Genomic DNA, 11,681 nt, shown 5'->3' with positions numbered 1-11,681 from the left:
TATACGACAAATCTTCCGGCGCTAATGTTCCGGAGAAAGCGGGGAGCCGTGAAACTCAGGATAATACGTTGAGCTGCCTCTAATAGAGTTACATAACGAAGTTATATATAAAGCTGTGCTGTTGTAGCCTCACTCAATCACAAGACTGTGCTTACCGACTATTACCGCCCAAAAAGCTAGCTTGCTTTATACCCGCTGTAAATAAAAACTCCGTAGCCGACCGTTGGAACAGTACGACTACGGAGAATAGGTAATATCGGGGGTAAGCTAGGTTAGCTAGCTAGCTCGTTATAGAGGTCGTAGTAGGAAGTGAGCGGGTTTTGGTCGGCGCCAACCTGCGCGAACCGGCATTTCTGCGAGTACTCAGCGAACAGTGCGCTCAGATTGTCGCTGAAGTCTTCGTCCGACTTCTGCACCGAGTCGGCGTACTCCATGCCTACTTTGATGAAGCCATCGAAGTCAGCCGACTTCAAGGCGGCTAGCATTTCATCATCAATATCGAGCATTTTAGCCTTCTCGATGATGTCGCCGTCAAACTTATGCTTGAACTCGTTGTTGTAGACCGTGAAAACGGATTTGGCGTCCTTGAAGATGGGGTCCTTCTTGTAGGTCGTCTTCAGGTACATCGGAATCAGGCCGGTCATCCAGTCGTTGCAGTGAACGATGTCGGGTGCCCAACCTAACTTTTTCACGGTTTCCAGCACGCCTTTGCAGAAGAAGATAGCACGCTCGTCGTTGTCGGCGTGAAACTTATCGTTCTTGTCAACCAGCACCGACTTGCGGTGGAAATAATCTTCGTTATCGATAAAATACACCTGTAATTTCGCGTTCGGAATCGAGGCTACTTTAATGATGAGCGGCTTTTCTTCCTCTCCCACGGCGATATTGATGCCCGATAACCGTACTACTTCATGCAGGCGATTCTTGCGCTCGTTAATGATACCGAAACGGGGTACGAAAATGCGGATCTCCATCCCCATCTCCTGCATCCCCTGCGGCAACATCCGCAGAAACTCCGCTACCTTGGTGGTCTGCAAAAAAGGATTGATTTCCGTGGCAGCATAGAGTATTCGCAGCTTGGACATAATGGGTAGTTTCGTGTGGTTGAGAAAGGACAACACTTTGGGTGCACAAAATTAAACAAATTTGAGGGAAATTTCAACTAAACCCATTTGGCCTTCTGTGTCAACCACTACTTTACCCATGCAGATCCTGCAATCTGCCACTGCCTTGCAAGCCCAAACGGAAGCTTGGCGCCAGCAAGGTTTACGCATCGGACTGGTGCCCACGATGGGGGCGCTGCACGAAGGCCACTTGCAACTCGTGCGCGCCGCCGCGCAGGAAAACGATGTAGTCGTCACCAGTGTCTTCGTAAATCCAACGCAATTCAATAATGCTGAAGACTTTCGATTGTATCCGCGCTTGCCCGAGGCCGATGCCGCACTGCTAGGGCCGGCCGGTTGCACGGCCTTGTTTTTGCCGGGCGTCGAGCAGATGTACCCGGCGCCCACGCGGCTACGGTTCGACTTCGGCCCCCTGGAGCAGGTGATGGAGGGCGCTTTTCGGCCCGGCCACTTCAGCGGTGTGGCTACAGTCGTGAGTAAGTTGTTTCACTTGGCGCGGCCGCACCGGGCCTATTTCGGGCAAAAAGACTTGCAGCAGGTGACCATCGTTCGGCAGATGGTGGCCGATCTGTCGTTTGATCTGGAGGTAATTTCTTTCCCAACGGTGCGCGAGGCTGATGGCTTGGCCATGTCGTCGCGCAACCGCCGCCTCACGCCCACCGACCGGACCCATGCGCCGCGCCTTTATCAGGCCTTGCAGCTAGCCGCCGAGCAGCTGCGCGCGGGCCAGTCGCCCGCTGCTGCCCGGCAGGCCGCCATTGACTACCTAGGTCAGGAGCCGGCCATTAAGCTGGAGTACCTGGAAATATCGGATGCTCAAACCTTGCAGCCCGCCCCCGAGCAACCAGCACCGGGGCAGCCCTTGGCTATCTGTTTGGCTGCCAGCCTCGGTGATGTGCGCCTGATTGATAACGAAGTGGTGAGTTGATGACATAGTGATGTGGCGAGTGACTCACTATATCATCATGTCGCCAACTCACCACTTCGTATCTTTGTCAGCTTTATTTTCAGCTGCTTTTCAATCATGCATATTGAAGTTCTTAAGTCTAAGATTCACCGGGTTAAAGTCACGCAAGCCGAGCTGCACTACGTAGGCAGTATCACCATCGACGAAGACCTACTCGACGCAGCCAACATGGTTGAGAATGAGAAGGTAACGATTGTGAACGTGAACAACGGTGAGCGTTTCGAAACCTACACCATTCGCGGAGAGCGGGGCTCGGGCATGATCTGCCTGAACGGACCCGCTGCGCGCAAAGTAGCCGTCGGCGACATCGTCATTATCTTCTCCTATGGCTTCGTTGACTTCGCCGAGGCGCGGGCGCACAAGCCCACGCTCGTCTTCCCCGATCAGCACAACCGTCTGACCTAGAGAAGCATCCGTAAGCAAGGCGCTTATAAAGAGTAGTGCTTTCTTGCTTTCTTACTATCCTACCTTTCTTTATGTAATATTAAGCCGCAGAACCTAGCCTCACGGGCTAGGTTCTGCTGTTGGCTTTCTACCTGATTAGTAACCAAGCAACCTGCCGTTAATGAAACAGCTTGTTACCATTCTTAAATATGCGTTGCTGCTCTCCGTATCGGGGCTGCTCATGTGGTACGCGGTGCAGGGGCAAGACCTAGGTTTGATCGGGCAGAGCCTGCGGGAAGCCAACTATTCGTGGCTGATTGTTACGATGTTGCTATCGGCAATGGGTTACTTCAGCCGGGCCTACCGCTGGAAGATGCAGATCGATCCGACGGGCTACAAACCTTCTTATTGGGATGTGTACCACGCCATGATGGTGGGTTACCTAGCCAATATGGTGCTGCCGCGCATGGGAGAGGTTATCCGGTGCTCGGTGTTGCAGCGCACCAGCCAGGTGCCCGTGCAGGTGTCGTTGGGCACGGTTGTTACTGAGCGGGTTATCGACGTGATGGTGCTGCTTGGGTTGCTCGGTGCTACGTTGCTGCTCGACTTCAAAACCTTCTGGACCTTCGTGACCGATAAGATTCTAGGCGGGCGCTACGATGAGCTGGCGCGCAATCCGACGCCCTTGCTGGTGGCAGGCCTGATTACGCTGGTGCTGCTGGCTGGCCTGCTATACACGCTGTTCCGGAACCTGGAACGGCTGCGGCAAAACGCCTTGTTCAATAAAGGTGTCGTCTTTGTGAAAGGCCTGCTGGCGGGCGTATTCAGCGTGCTGAAGCTGGAAAACAAAGGCTTGTTCCTGTTCCATACATTCTTCACCTGGGCGGTGTACTACCTGATGGACTACCTGGCTTTTGCCTGCTTTCCAGCCACTTACAACCTAGGTATGCGGGCCGGCCTGGCGGTTCTCACCTTCGGGGCGTTCGGTATGGCTGCGCCGGTTGCGGGTGGCATTGGCCCGTTCCACGTCATGGTACAGGGCATTCTGCTGGCGTATGGCGTTAGCAAGGATGCCGGCATTGCCTACGCGCTGGTGGTGCACGGCTCCCAAACGCTGCTGGTCGTGCTGATGGGCGGTATCAGCTTCGCCGTGAGCATGATTAAATCGGGGCGCTCGGCGCGAGCCTTAGCTGCTGCTCCTCTCACCGTAGCTTCGCCCATCGATGTGGAGTAAAGACAAGATTTTCAGCCGCTCCGATATTGGTTCGGTCGCCGCTGAGTGGCGCGCTCAGGGACGCCGCGTGGTGTTCACCAATGGCTGCTTCGACCTGCTGCACCTAGGTCATGTGGACTACCTGGAAAAAGCCCGGCACCTGGGCGATGCGCTGGTAGTTGGGTTGAATACCGACGTTTCGGTAAGCTGCCTCAAGCCCGGCCGGCCGCTCCAGGATGAAACCGCCCGCGCCCGCATCCTAGCTTCGCTGCTGTTCGTGGATGCGGTGGTGCTGTTCGGGGAGCCCACGCCGCTGGAGCTGATTAGGCAGGTGCGGCCCGACATTCTGGTGAAGGGCGACGATTACGCAATCAGCGGAATTGTAGGCCACGAATTTGTGTTAGAGAACGGTGGACAGGTTCTGACCGTACCGTTGGTAGCGGGCTACAGTACCACCCGCATCGTGGAGCGCATCCGCGAACAACTCTAAACTCTCTCTTCCATGTCTGGCTTTCCGATTTTTCCTTTTCTGATTCTGATGATGGTCGTGAGCTGGTTGATCCAGTGGCGATTAAAGAGCAAAATGGCGCAGTACGCGCAGGTTGGTTTGCAAGCGGGCCTTTCCGGCCGCCAGATTGCCGAACTGATGCTGGCCGACCACGGCATCACCGACGTGCGGGTTATCTCCACGGAAGGTCGCCTGACCGACCACTACAACCCAGCCGATAAAACCGTGAACCTCAGCGAAGCCGTGTACGAAGAGCGGAGCGCCGCCGCCGCCGCTATTGCCGCCCACGAGTGCGGCCACGCCGTGCAGCACGCCACCGCCTACAGCATGTTGCAGTTCCGCTCGGCAATGGTGCCGGCCCTGAGTGCTGTATCGCGCTTTATGCCGTTCGTACTGATGGCTGGCGTACTGATGATTCGCACGACCGTGCTGCCCCTAGGTATTGGTATTGCGCTGTTTGCTCTCACCACGCTGTTCAGCTTTGTCACGCTTCCGGTTGAGTTTGATGCCAGCCGTCGAGCCCTGGCCTGGATTGATCGTCGGGGCATCGTAACCACGCAGGAGCACGCTATGGCGAAAGATGCGCTGTGGTGGGCCGCCATGACCTACGTAGTTGCTGCGCTGTCGTCGTTGGCTACGCTGCTCTACTACGTGAGCATCTTTATGGGCGGCCGCGACCGTCGCTAACCTAGGTTCTCTGCTCAAATGCTTCGGCCGCTTTGCTCAACGCGAAGCGGCCGTTGTTTTTGAATTCTTCAAGAATGTCTTAGGCCTAGCAGGACCTAGGTTTGGTTGGATAAAAGTATGCATGCCGAAGAAAAATACGGGCAATTGCTCTAACCTGCGGAATCTCCAATTATTTTTGATGGACAGCAGCACCACCACACAACAGGCTGTTGTTTTACCCACCCAACGTACCCGTTATGGATTTTCAACTCACAGAAGAGCAGCTCGCCGTGCAGGCTGCCGCCCGCGACTTTGCTCAGAGCGAGCTTTGGGCCGGTGTAATTGAGCGCGACGAGCACCAAAAATTCCCGACCGAGCAGATCAAGAAGATGGGCGAGCTAGGTTTCCTGGGCATGATGGTGAGCCCGGAATACGGCGGCAGCGGCCTCGATACGGTGTCGTACGTGCTGGCTATGGAGGAAATCTCCAAGGTTGATGCTTCCTGCTCCGTTATCATGTCGGTGAACAACTCGCTCGTTTGCTGGGGCTTGGAGAAATACGGCACCGAAGAACAGAAGCAGAAGTACCTGACGCGCCTGGCAACTGGCGAAATCATTGGCGCTTTCTGCCTCTCCGAGCCGGAAGCCGGCTCCGACGCCACCATGCAGCGGACCACCGCCGAAGACAAAGGCGACCATTATCTGCTGAACGGCACCAAGAACTGGATAACCAACGGCAGCTCGGCTTCCGTGTATCTGGTCATTGCCCAAACCAATCCGGAATTGAAATCTCGCGGCATCAATGCGCTGATCGTGGAGAAGGACACGCCGGGTTTTGCCATCGGGCCGAAGGAAAACAAGCTAGGTATTCGCGGCTCCGACACACACTCGCTCATGTTTACGGACGTGAAAGTGCCTAAGGAAAATCGTATTGGCGCCGATGGTTTCGGGTTCAAGTTTGCCATGCAGGTGCTGGCCGGCGGCCGCATTGGTATTGCGGCGCAGGCCCTAGGTATTGCCTCCGGCGCGCTGGAGCTTTCGCTGAAATATGCTCAGCAGCGGAAAGCTTTTGGGGTGGAAATAGCTAAACATCAGGCTATTCAGTTTAAGCTGGCGGATATGGCCACCAACATCGACGCCGCACGCCTTTTGTGCCTGAAAGCCGCCAACGATAAAGACCAGCACCTAGACTATGGCAAGTCGGGCGCGATGGCGAAGCTGTTTTCTTCGAAAGTTGCAATGGACACCGCTGTAGAAGCCGTGCAGATTCATGGTGGCTATGGTTTTGTCAAAGATTACCACGTCGAGCGCCTGATGCGCGACGCAAAAATTACCCAGATTTACGAAGGCACTTCTGAGATTCAGAAAATTGTAATCTCGCGGGAATTGCTGAAGTAGCGTTTAACCTGTTTCAAATTCAGAATATTTGCACTAAACCCAGCCGAAAAACGGCTGGGTTTTCGTTTTTGTGAATTTTTATATCTTATTTTGCATTGTCTAAACCAGACACCACCCCGAACCCGTTATATTCCATCATACCAGCCACACTCCGAATATGGAAGATTATAATAAAGTCATAGAGTCGCTCGGCGTGCGCTACATCAAGGCGAAGAACCTGGTGTTGCAGCAGCCCTTCACGGTGCGCAACTACTATGATGTTGGTAACAACCTCATTTTGTTGCACAAAGGCCGTGTTTCCTTTGGTGAAGAAGAGCAGGTAGTCGAAGAAGGAGAGATGCTGTTCATCCCCGGCGGTCGTGCTACGAAGGTAAGCTATGGCAACATTAGTAATAAGAGTATCACGAACGACGATCTGATTAGCAATAAGGATAAGTTCTTTCACTCCAACACTGACCTAGATCTGATCGGCGACGCCGAAGAAAGCCACAGCCACGTAAGCTTCGAGGCCAAGGTATTCGACTCCGTCAACTTCTTCGCCTCGCTCGACGTACCAGCGTTCCTAATTACCGGCAACTCGAAGCTAGCTAACCTGGTCATTAAAGTTGTGGAGGAAAGCCTCCAGGATCTACCAGGCCGCGAGCGTCTCATCACGATCTATACTGAGAACATCGTAGTAGAGATCGTGCGCTACATCTTGAAGAACAAGATGTTTGTGGAGCAACTGGCTACCAACAGCACGTACTTCAAAGACCCACGTCTCATCGACCTGTTCAACTACATCAAGGAGAACATCGGTGGCGACCTGTCCAACAAGGTGCTTTCGAGCGTTGCCAACGTATCGGAAGACTATGTAGGTCAGTACTTCAAGATGCTCACCGGTATCAACCCGCAGGACTACATTGAATACCAGCGGATGGAACGCGCCGTATTCCTGCTGCGCACGACCAAGAAGAGCATCCGCGACATCGGCAAAGAGGTAGGCTACAAAGACACCGCGTATTTCTGCCGTCGCTTCAAAATGATGTTCGGCATTCCGGCCGGCAAGATGCGCCGCCGCGAATCGGCCATGAACATCTAGGTAGCTGTTTCTGAACCACGGATTCGACGGATTGTTTGGATCCCACGGATTTCGTGGGCCTTGAATTTCGATAGAGAAGAGACAACATTTACTGTAAAAAGCAGAGAGGCCTCCCATCCGGGAGGCCTCTCTGCTTGTGTATGCCTGCGAAACCTAGGTTGTCAATCGTCCACAAAACCCACGGAATCCGAAAAACTCGCAGGAATCTGTGGTTCAGACGGCTTTCAGCACCGTATTAAAGGTGTGGACAACCTTGGATACCTCACCCAGGAATTCCGGTGCCTTCTCGATCTGATTGCCAATCACGATAACATCGGCGCCGGCCGCCAGGGCGGCTTGGGCTTTCTCGGTGGTGTTGATGCCGCCGCCAACCAGCAGCGGGACTTCTACGGCCTGGCGTACGGCCCGGATCATGGCCGGCGACACGGGGTACATGGCGCCGCTGCCGCCATCCAGGTACATCAGGCGCAGACCTAGCTGCTCGCCGGCCATGGCAGTGCAGGCCGCAATGCTAGGTTTGTCGTAGGGCAGCGGCGTCGTGTTGCTCATGTAGCTAGCCGTCGTCTGGCGGCCCGTATCGACGAGCATGTAGCCAGTGGGCAGAATCTCCAGGTTGCTGGCGCGTAGCAGCGGCGCGGTGATGACGTGCTGACCGATCAGAAAATCGGGGTTGCGACCCGAAATCAGCGACAAAAGCAGGATACCATCGGCCTGGGTATCGAGGTGCAGGCTGTGGCTTGGGAAAAGCAGCACTGGAATAGCGCTACGGCTTTTGATAAAACGAATGAGCGACGCCTGGTGCGAACTCGTCACCAGGCTGCCGCCCATCAGAAAGTAATCAACAGAATGTATTTCAGTTAGCTCCAACAAACGCTGGCAGCCCGCCTCGTCCAAGTGGTCGGGGTCGAGCAGTACCGCCAGAGATTTCTGGCCGCGTGTCCGGCGTTTGCTAAGGGCTTCATAGAGGCTGGTGAGGCGCATCCGCGTCGTCGTGGAAGGTAAATTCGATGTCTTTCGTCTCGGGTTCCGCAGTTGCGTGCGGCGCCGAAGACGCAAGGTCGGAATTTTTAACCACAGGCATATATTCTCCTACTTTCTTCGCCACGTACGCCATCAGCACGGCCGTCACCTGCGCCATCAGCAGCTTGCCGGTATCCGACTCCAGGAAGGAGTGGAACGTGGAGGTTAGGAAGGAAGGCGAATCATCCTCTTCGGGCGCAGGCCGACTCTTTTTATTGAACGAGGAAGAGGGCAGACGACGCGCATCGTCGTAGGGTAGCGGCGGAAATGGATCTAAGTCGGTGTGGTACACATCCGGGGCTAGGTGGGCGCGCTCGTGCGGCTGCGCGGAGTAGCCACGGTAAGCTGCACTGCCTGAGCCAAAGCCAAAATCGTCGGCCAGCGACGTGTCGGCTTCGGTGTAGTGGTGCAAGTTCCGGTTCTTCTTGGCTCGGGATTTTGCTTTCAGCCGATGAATGGTCGATTCCTCCTCTTCATCGTGCTTGGAAGACTTTCTGCTGCGGAAGATCTTGGAAATTAGCCAAACGCCACCCGCAATACCAGCCCCAATCAGTACTTTTTTGCCTACTTCCTGTGTTTTCTCCTTAATGTGGTCTACGTCGCCGAGTAAAGCACGCTCGTACTCCAGCTTCTGACGCTCCAAAAATTCCTTCTGGTCTTCAAACAAGGGGTTCGTTAGCTCTGCCATACGCTATATTATGCTTGACGCTTATCAGATTTGTAGATGGTGTTATTCAGCAGCTTATCGGCCAGGCTCTGGAAGATTTTCTTGTCTACGCCCACCAGGAAGATGATCAGCAGCACGAGGTAGAAGCCAGCCACCACGCCGAAGCCCCAGTAGGTGCTATCGAGGGCAGCATTGAGGGCCAGGCCGGCAAAGATGCTCAGAAAGATGAGGAACATCAGCCCGATCAGGCCCATCATGACGCCGTGTACGGTGCCTACAAAGGCAGTTTTGGCTTTTTCCTGGGCCTCAAGGCGCACCAAGTCGATGCGGGTGTCGAGGTAGCCCATCAGGTTCCCCATCAGGCTGTCATTGCGGGGCGTTTTGGAAGCGTCGTCGTTAGCCATACGGCGTAGAAAGAAAGGTCAGAAATAATGTTACGGATCGGGACCCGAAAAGAACGTTTTGTGGTTCTTTTCGGGTTGCCCCTTCCATACGGAAAAGGCGACATTATGTCTGAAAAATGAGTTATATTTACCCTATACCGCCGTATTTTGAGCCAGAATCATTATCAGGTGCTAGGGGTGGCAACCACCGCTACAGCACGCGAAATAAAATTAGCCTATAAACGTCTGGCCGTGCGGTATCACCCGGATAAGCACGGCGGGAGCACGCAGTTTGAGGAGGAGTTCAAGCGCGTAAGCGTCGCCTACCAGGTGCTGGGTGACCCCGGAAAGCGCGCCGTTTACGATTATCAACTGCAAGTAGCTGCTCGCCGGGCCGAAGAGGCGCGACGGCAGCAGCAATACCGCCCGCAGTCGCAGCACGTGTATGGCGTGCCGATGCCGCCACCTGCGCCGCTTCGCACCCGGCGCCCCGCCGGGTCGGCCGAACGGCACTACCGCACCATTCCGAAGCAGAAACCTAGGTTCACGCGGCGCGACTATGTGCTCACGTTCGGCATATTCGGCCTGTTGCTCTTGTTTATGCTGTCGGTGAAGGTGACCATGGACCATATCACCGCGGTGACCAACTATGAGGACGGCTTGCAGGCCTACGTGCACCGCAACTGGGGCACGGCGCACGGATTCTTCACGGAAGCGCTGCACTTCAAACCTAGCTATGCGGCTGCGTTACAGCGCCGGGGCGAAATCGAGCAGTTCGTTTACCAGAACTACCGCGCCGCCCGCACCGACTACCGCGCCGCTCTCGCCAGCACCGAAAGTCACATCAACGCGCAACTGTGGTTCCGGCTTGGCCAGTGCCACGGCAATCTAAACCAGCCTGATTCGGCGGTGCAGTGCCTAAGCCAGGCTCTCGCGCTGGATTCCTTGCTGAGCGGTGCCAGGCTGGCGCGGGGCGAAGCGCGGCTGTTTGGCCTCAACCAGTTTGAAGCGGGTATTCAGGACTTCTCGGCGGGTTTGCGGCAGCGCGCAAAGGCAAAGCAAGAGCTGTCGTTGAAGTATTTGACGTATCGAGGGCTAGCTTACTACAAGCTCGGCGACTACCCGGCGGCCCGCAATGATTATCAGCAAGTATTGCTTCAGGACCCGGATAATGGGCAGATTCATTTTCTGCTAGGTCGCTTGGCGCAGCAGGAGGGAAACGCCTCGGCGGCCTGTGCATTTTTTCGCCAAGCCGTGCAGCTAGGTTACAGCTACGCAGCCGAGGCTCAGAAAGGCGTGTGCCCGTAGGGGCGTTACCGATCAACGAGAAGTTTGGGTCGCCACGCTTTGGCCTGCTCGCAGCCGCGTGAAACGCTATTGGCTACTTTTGCTGTTCGACTTCAGAACAGCCGCTTCTTTTTCTTTTGACTATGCGAACCAGACTGCGTCGACACGCGCGGCGGATCAAGGTAGTTATCTACCAGGAAACCTTATTCAATTACAAAGAGCACTTCTGGACGTTTGTAGGCGCCTTCGTGGGCATTGGCCTGATTGGCTTACTGAACCGCTACCAGCTGCCCGACGTGGATGCGCCGCTGCTCATCGGCTCATTCGGGGCCTCATCAGTCCTGATTTATGGCGTCATCAACAGTCCGTTGGCGCAACCGCGCAATCTGGTGGGTGGGCACGTACTCAGTGCCTTTATCGGCGTGACTGTGTACCGGCTGCTCCCGCAGGAGCTATGGCTGACGGCCGCGCTGGCCGTATCCCTTGCCATTGTCGGGATGCAAATCACCAAAACGCTGCACCCACCCGGCGGGGCCACGGCGCTCATTGCCGTCATCGGCTCGCCCCAGCTGAAGGCCCTAGGTTATTGGTACGTGCTGGTGCCGGTGCTATCGGGCGTCCTGATTTTGCTGCTGATAGCACTGCTGTTCAACAATATTACCTCCACTCGCCACTATCCCGCCAATAAGAACTGGTATCGCTTCTGGCAGCGCAAGTATTAGCTGTGGGCGCGCTGTGGCCTTCTGCTGTGGCGTGATAATCAAGCGGCAAGTACCAGTAAACGCGTACGAAGATGCGCGCCGGTAAAAAGAAAAGCCCACTTTGTAGTTTACAAAGTGGGCTTTCTGTGGTAACGGTTGGAATCGAACCAACGACACCAGCATTTTCAGTGCTGTGCTCTACCAACTGAGCTACGTTACCATTTTCCCTGCCTAATTGGCTTTGGGAGTGGCAAAAGTAGTAAACCAAAACTAACCTGCAACA

13 protein-coding genes and 1 tRNA gene are annotated in these 11,681 nt (G+C 55.1%); 9 read left to right on the top strand and 5 right to left on the bottom strand.

What is annotated here, in order from left to right; genetic code table 11:
* Window positions 1-272 precede the first annotated feature (272 nt).
* Window positions 273-1,085, bottom strand: a complete 813-nt coding sequence (locus tag IEX74_RS05910) for a glycogen/starch synthase (RefSeq protein ID WP_188812058.1) — start codon at window positions 1,083-1,085, stop codon at window positions 273-275.
* Between the two features lie 118 nt (window positions 1,086-1,203).
* On the opposite strand from IEX74_RS05910, the gene panC reads away from it, so the two are divergent.
* The 7 genes from panC (at window position 1,204) to IEX74_RS05875 (ending at window position 7,340) form a co-directional block, all read left to right on the top strand.
* Entirely contained in the window at window positions 1,204-2,052 is an 849-nt protein-coding gene (panC, locus tag IEX74_RS05905; protein WP_188812985.1) for a pantoate--beta-alanine ligase, read from the top strand.
* 96 nt (window positions 2,053-2,148) lie between these two features.
* A complete protein-coding gene (gene panD, locus IEX74_RS05900; RefSeq protein ID WP_188812056.1) occupies window positions 2,149-2,496 on the top strand; it encodes an aspartate 1-decarboxylase in 348 nt (115 codons plus the stop codon).
* Between the two features lie 160 nt (window positions 2,497-2,656).
* Complete coding sequence (locus IEX74_RS05895) at window positions 2,657-3,709, top strand: lysylphosphatidylglycerol synthase transmembrane domain-containing protein (protein ID WP_188812048.1); 1,053 nt, start codon at window positions 2,657-2,659, stop codon at window positions 3,707-3,709.
* Window positions 3,699-4,178: a D-glycero-beta-D-manno-heptose 1-phosphate adenylyltransferase gene (rfaE2, locus tag IEX74_RS05890; RefSeq protein WP_188812046.1), complete on the top strand. Its 480-nt coding sequence runs from the start codon at window positions 3,699-3,701 to the stop codon at window positions 4,176-4,178. Before IEX74_RS05895 ends, rfaE2 begins: the two co-directional genes overlap by 11 nt.
* Window positions 4,179-4,190: 12 nt before the next feature.
* On the top strand, window positions 4,191-4,883 hold the full coding sequence (locus IEX74_RS05885) for a zinc metallopeptidase (RefSeq protein WP_188812044.1): 693 nt from the start codon (window positions 4,191-4,193) through the stop codon (window positions 4,881-4,883).
* A 236-nt stretch (window positions 4,884-5,119) separates the two neighbouring features.
* Window positions 5,120-6,259, top strand: coding sequence for an acyl-CoA dehydrogenase (locus IEX74_RS05880; protein ID WP_188812042.1), 1,140 nt, complete (start codon window positions 5,120-5,122; stop codon window positions 6,257-6,259).
* A gap of 157 nt (window positions 6,260-6,416) precedes the next feature.
* Window positions 6,417-7,340, top strand: coding sequence for a helix-turn-helix domain-containing protein (locus IEX74_RS05875; protein ID WP_188812040.1), 924 nt, complete (start codon window positions 6,417-6,419; stop codon window positions 7,338-7,340).
* Between the two features lie 213 nt (window positions 7,341-7,553).
* Here IEX74_RS05875 and IEX74_RS05870 read toward each other — a convergent pair whose 3' ends face one another.
* The 3 genes from IEX74_RS05870 to IEX74_RS05860 are packed head-to-tail and all read right to left on the bottom strand — an operon-like array spanning window position 7,554 to window position 9,431.
* Window positions 7,554-8,321 carry a geranylgeranylglyceryl/heptaprenylglyceryl phosphate synthase gene (locus IEX74_RS05870; RefSeq protein WP_188812038.1) on the bottom strand — a complete coding sequence of 256 codons (768 nt, stop codon included), beginning with the start codon at window positions 8,319-8,321 and terminating at the stop codon, window positions 7,554-7,556.
* Window positions 8,299-9,048 carry a hypothetical protein gene (locus tag IEX74_RS05865; protein ID WP_188812036.1) on the bottom strand — a complete coding sequence of 250 codons (750 nt, stop codon included), beginning with the start codon at window positions 9,046-9,048 and terminating at the stop codon, window positions 8,299-8,301. Before IEX74_RS05865 ends, IEX74_RS05870 begins: the two co-directional genes overlap by 23 nt.
* Before the next feature lie 8 nt (window positions 9,049-9,056).
* Window positions 9,057-9,431: a phage holin family protein gene (locus IEX74_RS05860; protein WP_188812033.1), complete on the bottom strand. Its 375-nt coding sequence runs from the start codon at window positions 9,429-9,431 to the stop codon at window positions 9,057-9,059.
* 147 nt (window positions 9,432-9,578) lie between these two features.
* On the opposite strand from IEX74_RS05860, the gene IEX74_RS05855 reads away from it, so the two are divergent.
* The gene (locus IEX74_RS05855; protein ID WP_188812031.1) at window positions 9,579-10,718 is read left to right on the top strand and encodes a J domain-containing protein; all 1,140 of its coding nucleotides are present in this window, start codon (window positions 9,579-9,581) and stop codon (window positions 10,716-10,718) included.
* Between the two features lie 122 nt (window positions 10,719-10,840).
* Complete coding sequence (locus tag IEX74_RS05850) at window positions 10,841-11,419, top strand: HPP family protein (RefSeq protein ID WP_188812023.1); 579 nt, start codon at window positions 10,841-10,843, stop codon at window positions 11,417-11,419.
* 126 nt (window positions 11,420-11,545) lie between these two features.
* On the opposite strand, the gene IEX74_RS05845 is transcribed toward IEX74_RS05850, so the two are convergent.
* Window positions 11,546-11,618, bottom strand: a tRNA-Phe gene (locus tag IEX74_RS05845).
* Window positions 11,619-11,681 lie beyond the last annotated feature (63 nt).

The organism is Hymenobacter cavernae (genome assembly GCF_014641455.1).
GTDB classification, from domain to species: domain Bacteria; phylum Bacteroidota; class Bacteroidia; order Cytophagales; family Hymenobacteraceae; genus Hymenobacter; species Hymenobacter cavernae.
The sequence above is the reverse complement of the archived record's forward strand: the minus strand, read 5'-3'. Positions and strand labels throughout refer to the sequence as shown.

Bases quoted from the DNA above. Each gene is read 5' to 3' on its own strand.
- IEX74_RS05870 (WP_188812038.1), bottom strand. From the start codon at position 8,321: ATGCGCCTCACCAGCCTCTATGAAGCCCTTAGCAAACGCCGGACACGC.
- panC (WP_188812985.1), top strand. From the start codon at position 1,204: ATGCAGATCCTGCAATCTGCCACTGCCTTGCAAGCCCAAACGGAAGCT.
- IEX74_RS05850 (WP_188812023.1), top strand. From the start codon at position 10,841: ATGCGAACCAGACTGCGTCGACACGCGCGGCGGATCAAGGTAGTTATC.
- IEX74_RS05865 (WP_188812036.1), bottom strand. From the start codon at position 9,048: ATGGCAGAGCTAACGAACCCCTTGTTTGAAGACCAGAAGGAATTTTTG.
- IEX74_RS05910 (WP_188812058.1), bottom strand. From the start codon at position 1,085: ATGTCCAAGCTGCGAATACTCTATGCTGCCACGGAAATCAATCCTTTT.
- IEX74_RS05875 (WP_188812040.1), top strand. From the start codon at position 6,417: ATGGAAGATTATAATAAAGTCATAGAGTCGCTCGGCGTGCGCTACATC.
- IEX74_RS05885 (WP_188812044.1), top strand. From the start codon at position 4,191: ATGTCTGGCTTTCCGATTTTTCCTTTTCTGATTCTGATGATGGTCGTG.
- IEX74_RS05880 (WP_188812042.1), top strand. From the start codon at position 5,120: ATGGATTTTCAACTCACAGAAGAGCAGCTCGCCGTGCAGGCTGCCGCC.
- IEX74_RS05860 (WP_188812033.1), bottom strand. From the start codon at position 9,431: ATGGCTAACGACGACGCTTCCAAAACGCCCCGCAATGACAGCCTGATG.
- panD (WP_188812056.1), top strand. From the start codon at position 2,149: ATGCATATTGAAGTTCTTAAGTCTAAGATTCACCGGGTTAAAGTCACG.
- IEX74_RS05895 (WP_188812048.1), top strand. From the start codon at position 2,657: ATGAAACAGCTTGTTACCATTCTTAAATATGCGTTGCTGCTCTCCGTA.
- rfaE2 (WP_188812046.1), top strand. From the start codon at position 3,699: ATGTGGAGTAAAGACAAGATTTTCAGCCGCTCCGATATTGGTTCGGTC.